The organism is Pseudomonas sp. DVZ6, assembly GCF_024259445.1.
Classification (GTDB): domain Bacteria; phylum Pseudomonadota; class Gammaproteobacteria; order Pseudomonadales; family Pseudomonadaceae; genus Aquipseudomonas; species Aquipseudomonas peradeniyensis.
This window is the reverse complement of sequence record NZ_JANCLM010000017.1, coordinates 70,784-86,089: the sequence shown is the minus strand read 5'-3', so window position 1 is coordinate 86,089 and position 15,306 is coordinate 70,784. Positions and strand designations below refer to the sequence as shown.

Annotated in this window: 14 protein-coding genes; 13 read left to right on the top strand and 1 reads right to left on the bottom strand. The window is 65.3% G+C overall.

The genetic code is table 11. From position 1 onward, the window contains the following. Window positions 1–39: 39 nt before the first annotated feature. Entirely contained in the window at window positions 40–1,206 is a 1,167-nt protein-coding gene (locus NMG10_RS12285) for an AAA family ATPase (protein ID WP_232854991.1), read from the bottom strand. A gap of 140 nt (window positions 1,207–1,346) precedes the next feature. Between NMG10_RS12285 and NMG10_RS12280 the strand changes: the two genes are divergently transcribed. From NMG10_RS12280 to NMG10_RS12220, 13 genes are all read left to right on the top strand, one after another. Then, window positions 1,347–2,435, top strand: a complete 1,089-nt coding sequence (locus NMG10_RS12280) for an efflux RND transporter periplasmic adaptor subunit (RefSeq protein WP_203649598.1) — start codon at window positions 1,347–1,349, stop codon at window positions 2,433–2,435. Next, complete coding sequence (locus tag NMG10_RS12275; protein WP_254464435.1) at window positions 2,432–3,499, top strand: efflux RND transporter periplasmic adaptor subunit; 1,068 nt, start codon at window positions 2,432–2,434, stop codon at window positions 3,497–3,499. The genes NMG10_RS12280 and NMG10_RS12275 overlap by 4 nt, the downstream gene beginning before the upstream one ends. Beyond that, window positions 3,496–6,561, top strand: coding sequence for an efflux RND transporter permease subunit (locus tag NMG10_RS12270; protein ID WP_203649602.1), 3,066 nt, complete (start codon window positions 3,496–3,498; stop codon window positions 6,559–6,561). Before NMG10_RS12275 ends, NMG10_RS12270 begins: the two co-directional genes overlap by 4 nt. A 259-nt stretch (window positions 6,562–6,820) precedes the next feature. Beyond that, the gene (gene oscA, locus NMG10_RS12265; RefSeq protein ID WP_016489716.1) at window positions 6,821–7,003 is read left to right on the top strand and encodes a sulfur starvation response protein OscA; all 183 of its coding nucleotides are present in this window, start codon (window positions 6,821–6,823) and stop codon (window positions 7,001–7,003) included. Window positions 7,004–7,051: 48 nt separating this feature from the next. Then, window positions 7,052–8,059: a sulfate ABC transporter substrate-binding protein gene (locus NMG10_RS12260; protein ID WP_186732399.1), complete on the top strand. Its 1,008-nt coding sequence runs from the start codon at window positions 7,052–7,054 to the stop codon at window positions 8,057–8,059. A gap of 185 nt (window positions 8,060–8,244) precedes the next feature. Continuing rightward, window positions 8,245–9,063, top strand: coding sequence for a sulfate ABC transporter permease subunit CysT (gene cysT / locus NMG10_RS12255; RefSeq protein WP_110734244.1), 819 nt, complete (start codon window positions 8,245–8,247; stop codon window positions 9,061–9,063). 12 nt (window positions 9,064–9,075) lie between these two features. Next, on the top strand, window positions 9,076–9,948 hold the full coding sequence (cysW, locus tag NMG10_RS12250) for a sulfate ABC transporter permease subunit CysW (protein WP_234560613.1): 873 nt from the start codon (window positions 9,076–9,078) through the stop codon (window positions 9,946–9,948). A gap of 3 nt (window positions 9,949–9,951) precedes the next feature. Continuing rightward, entirely contained in the window at window positions 9,952–10,941 is a 990-nt protein-coding gene (locus tag NMG10_RS12245; protein ID WP_011536261.1) for a sulfate/molybdate ABC transporter ATP-binding protein, read from the top strand. Between the two features lie 386 nt (window positions 10,942–11,327). Beyond that, the gene (locus tag NMG10_RS12240) at window positions 11,328–12,110 is read left to right on the top strand and encodes an energy transducer TonB (protein WP_254464434.1); all 783 of its coding nucleotides are present in this window, start codon (window positions 11,328–11,330) and stop codon (window positions 12,108–12,110) included. A 30-nt stretch (window positions 12,111–12,140) separates the two neighbouring features. Then, entirely contained in the window at window positions 12,141–12,863 is a 723-nt protein-coding gene (locus NMG10_RS12235; RefSeq protein WP_254464433.1) for a MotA/TolQ/ExbB proton channel family protein, read from the top strand. A 1-nt stretch (window position 12,864) separates the two neighbouring features. Beyond that, window positions 12,865–13,266 carry a biopolymer transporter ExbD gene (locus NMG10_RS12230; protein WP_254464432.1) on the top strand — a complete coding sequence of 134 codons (402 nt, stop codon included), beginning with the start codon at window positions 12,865–12,867 and terminating at the stop codon, window positions 13,264–13,266. A 341-nt stretch (window positions 13,267–13,607) separates the two neighbouring features. Further along, the gene (locus NMG10_RS12225) at window positions 13,608–14,189 is read left to right on the top strand and encodes an alpha/beta hydrolase (protein WP_203649611.1); all 582 of its coding nucleotides are present in this window, start codon (window positions 13,608–13,610) and stop codon (window positions 14,187–14,189) included. Between the two features lie 63 nt (window positions 14,190–14,252). Next, window positions 14,253–15,200, top strand: coding sequence for a sigma 54-interacting transcriptional regulator (locus tag NMG10_RS12220; protein WP_203649613.1), 948 nt, complete (start codon window positions 14,253–14,255; stop codon window positions 15,198–15,200). The last annotated feature ends 106 nt before the right edge of the window (window positions 15,201–15,306 follow it).

Here is a 15,306-nt window from a genome sequence, read left to right as displayed (position 1 = left end):
CAATGACCGGCGTGGGAGCGGGCTTGCCCCGCGATCTTTTCAGCCTTGGTCCGGCCAGTACCAGGCCGGTTCATCGAGCATGCCCTGCCCGACGATCCCGGTTTGTCCCAGCGTTTTCTCCAAGTGGATCGAGTTGCAGCCCTCGTCCTCCTCCAGCGCCGCCACCAGCCGGGGCGCGTGCGATACCACCCACACCTGACATTGCTGCGCCGCTCGGCGGATCAGGCGCGCCAGTGCTGGCAACAGGTCCGGGTGCAGGCTGGTTTCCGGCTCGTTGAGCACCATCATGCTCGGCGGGCGCGGCGTGAGCAGGGCAGCCACCAGCAACAGGTAGCGCAAGGTCCCGTCGGACAACTCCGCAGCGCTCAGCGGCCGCAGCAGCCCGGCCTGGTGGAAACGCAGGCCGAACAGGCCGCCAGGCTGGGCGTCGACCGCGAGCCGGGCGCCGGGAAAGGCGTCGCCCACCGCGTCCTGCAGGGCCTGCAGGTCACCGATCTCGTCGATGGTCTGCAGCGCGGCGGCGAGGTCGCGGCCGTCGTGATGCAGCACCGGCGTGCGCGTTCCCAGTCGCGATTGCCGGGCTGGGGCTTCGGCATCGGTACGGAAATGGTCGTAGAAGCGCCAGCTGCGGATCTGCTCGCGCAGATGCGGCACCTCGGGGGAGCCCTGGAGACTGCCGACCTGGTCGAACAGGCTGTCGAATTCGGTCATGTGCTGGTGCAGCACCTGCCATTGGCGACCGTCACGGGCCTTGACCATCCCTGCGTTGCGTTGCACCAGCTGGCTGGAGGGGCGGCACAGGGGGCCGGCCCAGATCGTCTCCTGCTTGATCTGCGGGTCCAGGGCGAACTGCGACCGGCTGGGTTCGGGCAGGCCGAGGCTGATCGCGTAGCCGAAGTCTTCGCTGGCAAAGCCCATCTTCAGGCGCCTGGCCTGCTGGCGTGGCCCGCCCTCCACTGGCACCTCGCCGTTGAGCATGCGCCGGGTGAGCTTCTCGGGGCCGGCCCAGAAGGTCGACTCCAGCCCGCCCTCGGCAGCCAGCGCATTGACCACACCGCCGCGGGCGGTCTCGGCCAGCAGGCGCAAGGCTTTGTACAGGTTGGACTTGCCGCTGCCGTTGGCACCGGTGATCACGTTGAGCCGCCCCAGCGGCATCACCAGCTGGTTGATCGAGCGGTAGTTGGCAATGGCCAGGGTGGTCAGCATCGGCGGTGTCCTTGAGCGTCTGGCTGGCAGTATCGCCGATAGCGCTGTGCTTTGTTGAGCCGACATCGGTGTCGTTTGTCCATCCCTGATCTACGCTTCAAACGCATCCCTCTCACCCTTTGTCGAAGCAAGGAGCCTGCATGACGGTAACGCGTCCGCCGATGGTCGTTTGCCTGGGGCTGCTGTTCATGCTTTCGGGCTGTGGCAAGGAAGAAGCTGCCCCGGTATTGCCCCGGGTCGCGGTGCAACAGGTGCAGCCCACCGACTTTGCCGCCCGGGTCACCTTGACCGGTGACGTGCAGGCGCGGGTGCAGACCGACCTTTCGTTCCGCGTAGGCGGCAAGATCATCGCCCGCGGCGTCGATGTCGGCGACCACGTCAAGGCCAACCAGGTGCTGGCGCGCCTGGATCCGAAGGACCTGCAGAACACCGTTGATTCGGCCAAGGCCGAGGTGTTCGCCGAGCAGGCGCGGGTCACCCAGACCAGCGCCGCGTTCGTGCGCCAACAGAAGCTCCTGCCCAAGGGCTACACCAGCCAGAGTGAGTACGATTCCGCCGAAGCCGCGCTGCGCAGCAGCCAGAGCGCGCTGAAGGCCGCCCAGGCGCAGTTGGCCAACGCCAACGAGCAGCTGAGCTACACGGCGCTGGTGTCCGAAGCCGACGGGGTGATCACCGCGCGCCAGGCCGAGGTTGGCCAGGTGGTGCAGGCGACCATGCCGATCTTCAGCCTGGCGGTCGATGGCGACCGTGACGCGGTGTTCAATGTCTACGAATCGCTGCTGGTGAAGTCCCCCAGTGATGAGGGCGTCGTCGTCAGTTTGCTGGACAACCCGGCGATCAAGGCCGAGGGCCGGGTCCGCGAGATCACTCCGACGGTGTCCGCCGAGAGCGGCACGGTGCAGGTCAAGGTCGCGCTGCGCAACGTGCCGGCGGGCATGCAGTTGGGCTCACCGGTCACGGCCACCGGCAACACTCAGGGCCGGCCCAGCATCGAATTGCCGTGGTCGGCGCTGACCAAGGCGCTGAAGGAGCCGGCGGTGTGGGTGGTGGGCGAGGGCGACAAGGTCGAGTTGCGCAAGGTCCAGGTGGCGCGCTACCTCACCGGCAAGGTGGTGATCGCTGATGGTATCAAGGGCGGCGAGACCGTGGTGGTGGGCGGTGGGCAGTTGCTGCACCCGGGCATGCAGGTCGAGAAGGTCAGCGCCAAGGACGGAGGGGCTGCACCATGAAGCGTCAGTTGCTGATAGTGTCCGCCAGCCTGATGCTCGCTGCCTGCGGGGGCGATGAGGCGCCGCCTGAGGCGATACGCCCGGTGCTGTCGACGCTGGTCGAGCCGCAGGTACAGTCGCAGCTGGGCCGCTTTGCCGGCGCCATCCAGGCCCGCTACGAAAGCACCCTGGGGTTCCGGGTGTCCGGACGCATTGCCCGACGCTGGCTGGATGTCGGCGCCCGGGTAGGCCCTGGCGACACCCTGGCCACCCTCGACCCTACCGACCAGCAAAACCAGCTGCGCGCCGCCGAAGGCGACCTGGCCAAGGTCCAGGCGCAATGGATCAACGCCCAGGCCAATGCCCGCCGCCAGCAGCAGCTGTACGACCGTGGAGTCGGCGCCCAGGCCCAGCTGGACATCGCCCAGACCGACCTGAAGACCACCGGCGCCGCGTTGGAGCAGGCACGCTCGGCGGTCAGCCAGGCCCGCGACCAGCTTGGCTACAGCACCCTGCGCAGTGATCATGCGGCGGTGGTCACCGCCTGGCAGGCCGAGGCGGGGCAGACCGTCAGCGCCGGTCAGGCCGTGGTCACCCTGGCCCGTCCGGACGTCAAGGAGGCGGTGATCGACCTGCCGATTCCGCTCGCCGAACAGTTGAACAAGGACCTCACCTTCACCGTCGCCTCGCAGCTCGACCCAGCCATCAATACCACCGCCACGCTGCGCGAGCTCGAGCCACAGGCCGACGCCACCACCCGTACCCGTCGCGCCCGCTTGACCCTGACCAGCACGCCCGATGCCTTCCACCTGGGCACCGCGGTCAGCGTCACCCTGACCTCGGCGGTGAGCCCGCGCAGCGAGTTGCCGCTGACCGCGCTGCTCGAACGTGACGGCAAGACCCAGGTGTGGGTGGTCGATCCGCAGCAGAAAACCGTGGCCACCCGTGACGTCGCGTTGATCGAGCGTACCGCCGACAGCATCGTCCTGGCCTCCGGCGTGCAGCCCGGCGAGCGCGTGGTGACCGCTGGAGTGAACAGCCTCAAGCCCGGCCAGAAGGTCACCTTCGACGAGGACGCGCAATGAAAGGAAGCTTCAACCTCTCGGAGTGGGCGCTGAAGCACCAGTCCTTCGTCTGGTACCTGATGTTCGTCGGCCTGCTGATGGGGATCTTCTCCTACTTCAACCTCGGCCGTGAGGAAGACCCGTCCTTTACCATCAAGACCATGGTCATCCAGACCCGCTGGCCCGGCGCCACCCAGGACGAGACCCTGTATCAGGTCACCGACCGCATCGAGAAGAAGCTCGAAGAGCTCGATTCGCTCGACTATGTGAAAAGCTATACCCGCCCGGGCGAATCCACGGTCTACGTCTACCTGCGCGACACCACCAAGGCCAAGGACATCCCCGAGATCTGGTACCAGGTGCGCAAGAAGATCCAGGACATCCGCGGACAGTTCCCCGCAGGCATCCAGGGGCCCGCCTTCAACGATGAGTTCGGTGACGTGTTCGGTTCGATCTACGCCTTCACCGCCGACGGCCTCACCCTGCGCCAGCTGCGCGACTATGTCGAGGTGGCGCGGGCCGAAGTGCGCGAAGTGCCCAATATCGGCAAGGTCGAGCTGATCGGTACCCAGGACGAAGTGCTGTACCTGAATTTCTCCACCCGCAAGCTGGCCGCGCTGGGCATCGACCAGGGCCAGGCCATGCAGGCCCTGCAGCAGCAGAACGCGGTGACCCCGGCCGGGGTGATCGAGGCCGGGCCCGAGCGCATCTCGGTGCGCACCACCGGGCAGTTCGCCTCGGAGAAGGACCTGCAGACGGTGAACCTGCGCATCAACGACCGCTTCTTCCGCCTGGCCGACATCGCCGATATCGAGCGCGGCTATGTCGATCCGCCGTCGCCGATGTTCCGCTTCAACGGCCAGACCGCCATCGGCCTGGCGATCGGCATGAAGGCCGGCGCCAACATCGAGGTGTTCGGCGCGGCCCTGAAGGCGCGGATGGACCGCGTCGTCCGCGACCTGCCGGTGGGCGTTGGCGTGCACAACGTGTCCGACCAGGCGGTGGTGGTCAAGCAGGCGGTCGGCGGCTTCACCAGCGCGTTGTTCGAAGCCGTGGTGATCGTCCTGGCGGTGAGCTTCGTCAGCCTCGGCATCCGCGCGGGGCTGGTGGTGGCCTGCTCGATCCCGCTGGTGCTGGCCATGGTCTTCGTGTTCATGGAATACAGCGACATCACCATGCAGCGGATCTCGCTTGGTGCGCTGATCATCGCCCTGGGCCTGCTGGTGGATGACGCGATGATCACCGTCGAGGTGATGGTCACGCGCCTGGAGATGGGCGAGACCAAGGAGCAGGCGGCCACCTTCGCCTACACCTCCACGGCGTTCCCCATGCTCACCGGCACCCTGGTGACGGTGGCCGGCTTCGTGCCGATCGGTCTTAATGCCAGCTCCGCGGGCGAGTACACCTACACCCTGTTCGCGGTGATCGCCGTGGCCTTGCTGGTGTCCTGGGTGGTGGCGGTGTTCTTCGCACCGGTGCTGGGTGTGCACATTCTCAGCAGCAGCAAGCTCAAGGCGCACGAGGCCGAGCCCGGGCGTGTCGGCCGGGCATTCGAGGGCGGGTTGCTGTGGTGCATGCGCCACCGCTGGCTGACCATCATCGGCACGGTGCTGCTGTTCGCCCTGTCGATCTTCAGCATGCGTTTCGTGCAGAACCAGTTCTTCCCGTCGTCGGACCGGCCGGAGATCCTGGTCGACCTGAACCTGCCGCAGAACGCCTCGATCGAGGAAACGCGCAAGGTCGTCGACCGCCTGGAGGCGAGGATCAAGGACGACCCGGACCTAGTGCGCTGGAGTACCTACATCGGCCAGGGCGCGATTCGCTTCTACCTGCCCCTCGACCAGCAGTTGCAGAACCCGTACTACGCCCAGCTGGTGATCGTCAGCAAGGGCTTCGAGGAGCGCGCAGGCATGATGGAGCGCCTGCAGAAGCTGCTGCACGAGGAGTTCGTCGGTATCGGTACCAACGTCCAGTCGCTGGAGATGGGTCCACCGGTGGGCCGGCCGATCCAGTACCGGGTCAGCGGCAAGGACATCGACCAGGTGCGCCGGCATGCCATCGAGCTGGCGACCCTGCTCGACAGCAACGAACACATCGGCGAGATGATCTACGACTGGAACGAGCCCGGCAAGGTGCTGCGCATCGAGATCGCCCAGGACAAGGCGCGCCAGCTGGGCCTGTCGTCCGAGGACGTGGCCAATGTGATGAACAGCATCGTCAGCGGCGTGCCGGTCACCCAGGTCAACGACAACATCTACCTGGTCAACGTGGTGGCCCGCGCCGAGGACAGCGAACGCGGCTCGCCGGATACCTTGCAGAACCTGCAGATCGTCACGCCCAGCGGCGCCTCGATCCCGCTGCTGGCCTTCGCCACCGTGCGCTACGAGCAGGAGCAGCCGCTGGTGTGGCGCCGCGACCGCAAGCCGACCATCACCATCAAGGCCTCGGTGGTCGGTGACATCCAGCCCACCGACCTGGTGGCCGAACTCAAGCCCGGCATCGATGACTTCGCCGGCAAGCTGCCGGTGGGCTACGACGTGGCCACCGGTGGTACGGTGGAAGAGAGCGCCAAGGCCCAGGGGCCGATCGCCGCCGTGATCCCGCTGATGCTGTTCCTGATGGCGACCTTCCTGATGATCCAGCTGCACAGCGTGCAGAAGCTGTTCCTGGTGGTCAGCGTCGCGCCCCTGGGGCTGATCGGCGTGGTGCTGGCATTGGTGCCCACGGGCACGCCGATGGGCTTTGTGGCGATCCTCGGGATTCTTGCCCTGGCCGGTATCATCATCCGCAACTCGGTGATCCTGGTGACCCAGATCGACGAGTTCGAGGAGCAGGGCTATTCGCCCTGGGATGCGGTGGTGGAGGCGACCAATCACCGCCGTCGGCCGATCCTGCTGACGGCGGCGGCGGCGAGCCTGGGCATGATCCCGATCGCCCGGGAAGTGTTCTGGGGGCCGATGGCCTACGCCATGATTGGCGGCATCATCAGTGCAACGCTGCTGACGCTGCTGTTCCTGCCGGCGCTGTATGTGGCCTGGTACAAGATCCGCGAGCCCGAGGACAAAACTCCGCGACCACATTGACCCTTGTAGGAGCGGCCTTGTGCCGCGATGGGCTGCGTAGCAGCCCCAGGATCTGGGCATCTTGCAGAATTGTCGGGGCTGCTGCGCAGCCCATCGCGGCGCAAGGCCGCTCCTACAGGGTATCTACCTAAAGTTGGTTATATAAACATTCTTAAACAGTATTTTTAAGAATATCCGCGCCTCACTACTATTGCCTTCAAGCCAGGCGCTAATCCCCTTCAAACCTCTGCCCGGCACCCTTACTCACAGGAGAACGAGCATGAGTGCATCTCTGCGCAGCATCGACGGTCAGGACGAAGCCACCATTCTGCGTGAAATCCAGAGCGCGCTGCGCGACCTGCGCTTCGGCGCGGTGGAGATCACCGTGCACAACGCCCAGGTGGTGCAGATCGAACGCAAGGAGAAGTTCCGCCTGCAGCAGCCCGGCAACAAGTCCGGCTGACACCGCATCACTTCAAAAACTAGAAAAATGCCAATCGGGAGCTTCACCATGTCCATCCGCCGTTATGCGCTTGCCGCCCTGGCCAGTGCCGTTTTTGCCGGTTCCGCGATCGCCAAGGACTACGAACTGCTGAACGTGTCCTATGACCCGACCCGCGAGCTGTACCAGCAGTACAACGCCGAGTTCATCAAGCACTGGCAAGCCGCTCACCCGGGCGACAAGGTGAAGATCCAGCAGTCCCACGGTGGTTCGGGCAAGCAGGGGCGCGCGGTGATCGACGGCCTGCGCGCCGATGTGGTGACCCTGGCCCTGGCCGGCGACATCGACGAGATCGCCAAGCTCGGCAAGACCCTGCCGGAGGACTGGCAGAAGCGCCTGCCGGACGCCAGCACCCCCTATACCTCGACCATCGTGTTCCTGGTGCGCAAGGGCAACCCGAAAGGCATCAAGGACTGGGGCGACCTGATCAAGAAGGACGTCTCGGTCATCACCCCCAACCCGAAAACCTCCGGCGGCGCCCGCTGGAACTTCCTCGCCGCCTGGGCCTATGGCCTCAAGGCCGGCGGCAATGAAGACAAGGCCAAGGCCTACGTGCAGGAGCTGTTCAAGCACGTGCCGGTGCTCGATACCGGTGCCCGTGGCTCGACCATCACCTTCGTCAACAACGGCCAGGGCGATGTGTTGCTGGCCTGGGAGAACGAGGCCTTCCTGGCGCTGAAGGAGGACGGCGGCGCCGACAAGTTCGAGATCGTCGTGCCTTCGCTGTCGATCCTGGCCGAGCCACCGGTGGCGGTGGTCGACAAGAACGCCGAGAAGAAGGGCAACGAAAAGATCGCCGAGGAATACCTCAAGCACCTGTACAGCCCGGCTGGCCAGAAGATCGCCGCAGAAAACTTCTACCGTCCGCGTGACGCCAAGGTCGCCGCCGAATTCGGCAAGCAGTTCCCGAAACTGGACCTGGTGACCATCGACAAGGACTTCGGGGGCTGGAAGACTGCACAGCCGAAGTTCTTCAATGATGGTGGGGTGTTCGACCAGATCTATCAGGCACAGTAAACGCCAGGGAAAAGCGGGGCCGCTGTGCGGCCCTTTCGCGGCGCAAGGCCGCTCCTACAGGAGATCGCGTGCTGTTGTAGGAGCGGCCTTGTGCCGCGAAAGGGCTGCGCAGCAGCCCCGGGATTCAGAAGCTAGCACCAGCCCGGGAGCCTTTCCGGGCTTCGTGCGTTCAACCAGGGACCTTTATGTCACGTCGCATTTCCCCCGTCATACCCGGCTTCGGGCTGACGCTGGGCTACACCTTGGTGTACCTCAGCCTGATCGTGCTGATACCGCTGGCGGCCATGTTCATCCATGCCTCGCAGCTCACCTGGGAGCAGTTCTGGAATATCGTCAGCGCGCCACGGGTCATCGCCGCGCTGAAACTGAGTTTCGGCACCGCCCTGTTCGCCGCCATCATCAACGGTGTGATCGGCACCCTGCTGGCCTGGGTGCTGGTGCGCTATACCTTCCCCGGGCGCAAGATCATCGATGCGATGATCGACCTGCCGTTCGCCTTGCCCACTGCCGTCGCCGGCATCGCCCTGACCGCCCTGTACGCTCCGGCGGGCTGGGTCGGCCAGTTCGCCACCGACCTCGGCTTCAAAATCGCCTACACCCCCCTGGGCATCACCCTGGCGCTGACCTTCGTCACCCTGCCGTTCGTGGTGCGTACGGTGCAGCCGGTGCTGGCCGACATCCCACGTGAAGTGGAAGAGGCCGCCGCCTGCCTGGGTGCGAAGCCCTTGCAGGTGTTCCGTCATGTGCTGGCGCCGGCTTTGCTGCCAGCCTGGCTGACCGGTTTCGCCCTGGCCTTCGCCCGGGGCGTGGGCGAGTACGGTTCGGTGATCTTCATCGCCGGCAACATGCCGATGAAGACCGAGATCCTGCCGTTGCTGATCATGGTCAAGCTCGACCAGTACGACTACACCGGCGCCACCGCCATCGGCGTGCTGATGCTGGTGGTTTCCTTCATCCTGCTGCTGCTGATCAACCTGCTGCAGCGACGCATCGAAACCCCTTGAAGGAGGCCGGCAATGTCTAGTCAACCCATGAGCGCAACCGCCGCCGCCAACGCCGCCCGACGCAGCAGCGCCACCTCGCGCCGGGTGCTGATCACCCTGGCCTGGATCGTCTTCGCGCTGTTCCTGGCGCTGCCGCTGGTGATCGTGGTGTCGCAGGCGCTGAAGAACGGCTTCGGCACGTTCTTCGAAGCGATCTTCGAGGCCGACGCGTTGTCGGCATTGAAGCTGACCCTGCTGGCCGTGGCCATCTCGGTGCCGCTGAACCTGGTGTTCGGCGTGTCCGCCGCCTGGTGCGTGAGCAAGTACACGTTCCGCGGCAAGAGCGTGCTGGTAACCCTGATCGACCTGCCGTTCTCGGTGTCACCGGTGATCGCCGGCCTGGTCTACGTGCTGATGTTCGGCGCGCAAGGCCTGTTCGGGCCGTGGCTGCAGGATCACGATATCCAGATCGTCTTCGCCCTGCCGGGCATCGTCCTGGCGACCATCTTCGTCACCGTGCCGTTTGTCGCCCGTGAACTGATCCCGCTGATGCAGGAGCAGGGCACGCAAGAAGAGGAGGCCGCGCGCCTGCTCGGCGCCAACGGCTGGCAGATGTTCTGGCACGTCACCCTGCCGAACATCAAATGGGGCCTGATCTACGGCGTGGTGCTGTGCACCGCCCGGGCCATGGGCGAGTTCGGCGCGGTGTCGGTGGTGTCGGGCCATATCCGCGGCGTCACCAACACCTTGCCGCTGCACGTGGAGATCCTCTACAACGAGTACAACCACGTCGCGGCCTTCAGCGTGGCCAGCCTGCTGCTGATCCTGGCGCTCTTCATCCTGCTGCTCAAGCAGTGGAGCGAGAACCGTATTAACCGCCTGCGCCACAGCGCCGCGGAGGAATGATTCATGTCGATCGAAGTTCGTAACGTCAGCAAGCGCTTCAACAGCTTCCAGGCCCTGGACAACATCAACCTGGATATCCACAGCGGCGAGCTGGTGGCTCTGCTCGGCCCGTCCGGCTGCGGCAAGACCACCCTTTTGCGCATCATCGCCGGCCTCGAGACCCCGGACAACGGCAGCATCGTGTTCCACGGCGAGGACGTGTCCGGCCATGATGTGCGCGATCGTAACGTCGGTTTCGTGTTCCAGCACTACGCGTTGTTCCGCCACATGAGCGTGTTCGACAACGTCGCCTTCGGCCTGCGCATGAAGCCCAAGGGCGAGCGCCCGAGCGAGAGCAAGATCGCCGAGAAGGTCCATGAACTGTTGAACATGGTCCAGCTCGACTGGTTGTCCGACCGCTACCCCGAGCAGCTGTCCGGTGGCCAGCGCCAGCGTATCGCCCTGGCCCGTGCCCTGGCGGTGGAGCCCAAGGTACTGCTGCTCGACGAGCCGTTCGGGGCGCTGGATGCCAAGGTGCGCAAGGAGCTGCGCCGTTGGCTGGCGCGGCTGCACGAGGACATCAACCTGACCTCGGTGTTCGTCACCCACGACCAGGAAGAGGCCATGGAAGTCGCCGACCGCATCGTGGTGATGAACAAGGGCGTGATCGAGCAGATCGGTTCGCCCGGCGAGGTGTACGAGAAACCGGCCAACGACTTCGTCTATCACTTCCTTGGCGATTCCAACCGCCTGGCGCTGAGCGAAGGGCACCACGTGCTGTTCCGTCCGCACGAGGTGTCGCTGTCGCGCCATGAGACTGAGGGGCATCATGCCGCCGAAGTGCGTGATATCCGTCCGCTGGGTGCGACCACGCGGGTGACGCTGAAGGTGGAAGGGCAGAGCGAGCTGATCGAGGCCGAGGTGGTCAAGGATCACGACAGCCTCACCGGGCTGGCGCGGGGGGAGACGTTGTTCTTCCGGCCGAAGGTGTGGCAGAAGGTGGCGGATATCTGAGCCGGCGCTTGTGATGGTAAACCCGGGCATGGTCCCGGGTTTTTTATTGCCTGCGAGATTGCCGGGGCTGCTGCGCAGCCCATCGCGGCACAAGGCCGCTCCTACAGGGCACCGCGATCTCTTGTGTAGGAGCGGCCTTGTGCCGCGATCGAGGGCGAAGCCCTCGCGGTGAATTGATGCCTTGAACGAATATTTTGAATGCCTATAAGGCATCATTCTTGAGCTGTTCTGCGGCAGGCCGCGAACGACGCGGGCTATGGACAGACCATGAAAATCATTATTCCATCAAGGTCTAATTTTAAGTTTAAACATTTCTTTATGAGCTAAGCACCTGGCACCGATGATTCAGCCACACACCTGAATCAAGAACCCCAGGAGTTTTAGCAATGGGCAATGTCCAGACGGCCGTCAGGGCCTACGACCAGCCATGGCGCCCGGCATCGGGTGACCTGGTCGAGCTCGGACGCACGCTGCGCCTGCCGCTGGGCCAGTTGCGCCTGCAACGCACGCCGGTCAGCGGCCTCAAGCGTCGCGACAAGCTGGTGCTGGGCCTGCTGGTGCTGGTGCTGCACGGCGCGGCGGCGTACTGGGTCAGCCACCAGCCGACCCCTGAGCTGCCGGTCATCCCGCCGAAGATTCCGCCCATGACCATCGAGTTCGCCGCGCCCGCACCACCGGTAGTCGAGCCGCCGCCACCGGCCCCTGTGGTCCAGCCGCCGCCACCGCCACCAGTGGTCGACGAACTGGCTGCCAAGCCCGCGCCCAAGCCGGTCCCGAAACCCAAGCCAGTGCCCAAGCCCGTGGCCAAGCCGCAGCCCAAGCCAGTCGAGGCGCCACCGCCGACACCGGTTGCCGCGCCAGCACCCCCGGCGCCGGCACCTGCGCCAGTGACCCCGGCCTCGGCTAACGCCGCGTACCTGAAGAATCCGGCGCCGGAGTATCCGCAGATGGCCCAGCGCCGTGGCTGGGAAGGCACCGTGCTGCTGCGCGTGGAAGTGCTGCCCAGTGGCAAGCCAGGGCAGATCCAGATCCAGAAGAGCAGTGGCCGCGACGCCCTGGACGCCGCCGCGCTGGCCGCGGTGAAGCGCTGGAGCTTCGTCCCGGCCAAGCAGGGCGACGTGGCCCAGGTGGGCTGGGTCAGCGTACCGATCGATTTCAAGCTTCGTTAACTTGCGACCGCATACAGGAAGGACTTCATCATGAGCTTGTTGGCATCTCCCCTCGAATCCGTTGAAAGCGCGGTCATCTGGCTGCTGGTCGGTTTCTCTGTCGCCACCTGGGCGCTGGCCCTGGTCAAGGTCGTGCAGTTCGTGCGCCTGAAGAACCAGGACAAACGCTTCCACCAGCAGTTCTGGGCCGCGTCCAGCCTCGACTCCGCCGCCGAGCCCGCCCACGATCTGCCCGGCCCGGCTGCCCGTGTCGCCCAGGCGGGCTTTGCGGCGATCGCGGTTGGCGAGCCAGGCCAGGCCAGTGACCTCAGCCAGGCCATCAACCACCAGGATCGCCTGGAGCGCGCCCTGCGCCAGCAGATCGTCCGCGAGCGCCGTTCGCTGGAGACCGGCCTGGCAGTGGTGGCCAGTATCGGCAGCACCTCGCCGTTCATCGGCCTGTTCGGCACCGTGTGGGGCATCATGGAGGCGCTCAAGGGCATCAGCGCGGCGGGCTCGGCGAGCCTGGAAACCGTGGCCGGCCCGATCGGCGCGGCGCTGGTCGCCACCGGCGTGGGTATCGCCGTCGCGGTGCCGGCGGTGCTGGTCTACAACTACTTCCTCCGTCGTCTCAAGCTGACCGCCGCCGACCTGGACGACTTTGCCCACGACTTCTACAGCCTGGCGCAGAAGAGTGCCTTCCGCGTGCTGGTGCACCCGACGGCGCACAGGCCGCAGGCCGGTTTCACCCAGCCGGTGAAGGAGGCCTCCTGAGATGGCTTTCTCGACCCAGGACAGCGATGAAGTGTTGAGTGAAATCAACGTCACGCCATTGGTGGACGTCATGCTGGTGTTGTTGGTGGTGTTCATCGTCACCGCGCCATTGCTGACCAATGCCATCCCGATCAACCTGCCCAAGACCGAGGCCGTCGCCCCGGTGGAGCAGAAGGCCCCGCTGGTGGTGAGCATCGACGGCAGCGGCAAGCTGTTCATCAACAAGGACGAGATCCAGGCCGACTTGCTGGAGACCAACCTCAAGGCTGCCAAGGACAAGGACGCCGAGCTGCGTGTGCAGCTGCAGGCCGACGATGGTGTGAACTACGGCGAGGTCGCCCGCGCGATGGCGGCGATCGAGCGTGCCGGGATCAGCAAGCTGGCGGTGATCACCGCCCGCTGACCGGCGATACCCTCTTCAGGCAAGTGCTTAGGGGCCATTTTCCTTGGCAGGGGATGGCCCTTTTTTTATGCCCGCTGAAAGCCATGCATACCCCTGTAGGAGCGGCCTTGTGCCGCGAAAGGGCCGCAAAGCGGCCCCAATGTATTGGCGACATGCACAGATCGCGGGGCCGCTACGCAGCCCTTTCGCGGCACAAGGCCGCTCCTACAGGGGAGAGGCGCAGGGCTCGAACACTGTGGCTTTGAATTTATAGTTATTAATAAATAGCTTCTTATTCCTTTACGAATATAACCCCCTCCCTATACTTGCACCCAAGCACGCAAACTTCCGGAGGCGTCCCCATGCGCAATGAGTCGATTCGTTACCTGATTGTGCCGGGCTGGCAAGGATCGCCAGACAACCATTGGCAGAGTCACTGGCAGCGCAGCCTGCCCAACAGCGCCCGGGTCGAGCAGCATGACTGGCTGACCCCGCAGCGGCGCGACTGGGTCCAGGCGCTGGAGCAGGCGATTGCCGCCGAACGCTCGCCGGTGATTCTCATTGCCCACAGTCTGGGCTGTGTCACGGTCGCCCATTGGGCCGCCCAGGCCAGCCCCGAGCTGCTGCGCCGGGTGCGCGGTGCGCTGCTGGTGGCGCCGGCAGATGTCGAACGGCCGACCTGCGCACCGGCCTTGCGCAATTTCGCGCCGATTCCACTGCAGGCCTTGCCGTTCCCCAGCCAGGTGGTCAGCTCCGACAACGACCCGGCGGTGAGCGTGCCGCGTGCGCTGTACCTGGCCCAGGCCTGGGGCGCCGAGGCCGGGCTGCTGGCCGACGCCGGACATATCAACGTCAAGTCGGGCCATGAGCGTTGGGAACAGGGTTTTGCCTACCTCTACCGCTTGCAGGCCCGTATCGATCAGCGCGCGCTGCGCCGCGCCTGATCCGCCGGTTTTCATCGAACGAATCGAATCCCCGGCCGCCTGCGGCCGGGGCGGGAGCATTCCATGACATTCCACACTGCTTTCGGCCAGCCGCTGCTGACCTTCCCCGAGCTGGACAAGAGCCCGTTGAGCATCCGCGCCAAGGCGCTGGTGTTCGTCGATCCGCGTTCCCAGTCGCTGCGCCAGGCCTTGGAGCGATTGGCGCCACAACCGCTGCCGGTGCTGATCCGTGGCGAAACCGGCACCGGCAAGGAGCTCCTGGCCCGGCAGATCCATCGCGCCAGTGACCGCGGCGGGTTGTTCGTGTCGGTCAACTGCGCTGCCATCAGCCCGACCTACGCCGATGCCGAATTGTTCGGCTACAGCGCCGGCAGCCAGGGCGGCACCGCCAGCAGTCGAGCCGGCTGGTTCGGCTCGGCCAACGGCGGCACGCTGTACCTGGACGAGATCGCCGACCTGCCCCTGGCGATCCAGGGCAAGCTGCTGGCGGCCCTGGAGAACCGCGAGGTAACCCGGGTCGGCGCCGCCCAGCCACAGGCGGTCGATGTGCGGCTGGTGGCCGCTTCCAGCATCGACCTGGCCCAGGCCGTGCGCGCCGGGCGCTTCAACGAGCGGCTCTACCATTACCTGCACGAGGGTGAGCTCGAGCTGCCGGCATTGCGTGATCGGGTCGGCGATATCCTGCCGCTGGCCGAGTACTTCGTCGGCATCTACAGCGTGCGCCTGGATCGGCCGCTGCCCCTGATCAGCGAGGCAGCCCAGCAGGCGCTGGAGGCCCATGCCTGGCCGGGCAATACCCGTGAACTGGAGAACGTCATCCATTTTGCCCTGCTGGTCAGTGATGGTGAGGAAATTCTCCCGGCGCACCTCGACCTTCCGGATACCGCACCCTTGGCCAGCCTGGCTCGCCAGCTAGCGCAACTGGGTGCCAGTCGGGAGCCGCAAACCCTGGCCGACCTGCGCGGGCTGCTGGGCGCAGCCTTGGCGCAATTGGGCGAATCCGCGCCGTAGAGCTGTGCCTGGCCGCTCATAAGCAAAGGCCGTGATGGCTATTTGTTTTTGGAATAAGCAGCTAATCAAAAGATATTGTTACGGAATAAAAAATCTCGGTATTGTC

Coding starts and splice junctions, on each gene's coding strand:
- NMG10_RS12285 (WP_232854991.1), bottom strand. CDS start 1,206: ATGCTGACCACCCTGGCCATTGCCAACTACCGCTCGATCAACCAGCTG.
- NMG10_RS12280 (WP_203649598.1), top strand. CDS start 1,347: ATGACGGTAACGCGTCCGCCGATGGTCGTTTGCCTGGGGCTGCTGTTC.
- NMG10_RS12275 (WP_254464435.1), top strand. CDS start 2,432: ATGAAGCGTCAGTTGCTGATAGTGTCCGCCAGCCTGATGCTCGCTGCC.
- NMG10_RS12270 (WP_203649602.1), top strand. CDS start 3,496: ATGAAAGGAAGCTTCAACCTCTCGGAGTGGGCGCTGAAGCACCAGTCC.
- oscA (WP_016489716.1), top strand. CDS start 6,821: ATGAGTGCATCTCTGCGCAGCATCGACGGTCAGGACGAAGCCACCATT.
- NMG10_RS12260 (WP_186732399.1), top strand. CDS start 7,052: ATGTCCATCCGCCGTTATGCGCTTGCCGCCCTGGCCAGTGCCGTTTTT.
- cysT (WP_110734244.1), top strand. CDS start 8,245: ATGTCACGTCGCATTTCCCCCGTCATACCCGGCTTCGGGCTGACGCTG.
- cysW (WP_234560613.1), top strand. CDS start 9,076: ATGTCTAGTCAACCCATGAGCGCAACCGCCGCCGCCAACGCCGCCCGA.
- NMG10_RS12245 (WP_011536261.1), top strand. CDS start 9,952: ATGTCGATCGAAGTTCGTAACGTCAGCAAGCGCTTCAACAGCTTCCAG.
- NMG10_RS12240 (WP_254464434.1), top strand. CDS start 11,328: ATGGGCAATGTCCAGACGGCCGTCAGGGCCTACGACCAGCCATGGCGC.
- NMG10_RS12235 (WP_254464433.1), top strand. CDS start 12,141: ATGAGCTTGTTGGCATCTCCCCTCGAATCCGTTGAAAGCGCGGTCATC.
- NMG10_RS12230 (WP_254464432.1), top strand. CDS start 12,865: ATGGCTTTCTCGACCCAGGACAGCGATGAAGTGTTGAGTGAAATCAAC.
- NMG10_RS12225 (WP_203649611.1), top strand. CDS start 13,608: ATGCGCAATGAGTCGATTCGTTACCTGATTGTGCCGGGCTGGCAAGGA.
- NMG10_RS12220 (WP_203649613.1), top strand. CDS start 14,253: ATGACATTCCACACTGCTTTCGGCCAGCCGCTGCTGACCTTCCCCGAG.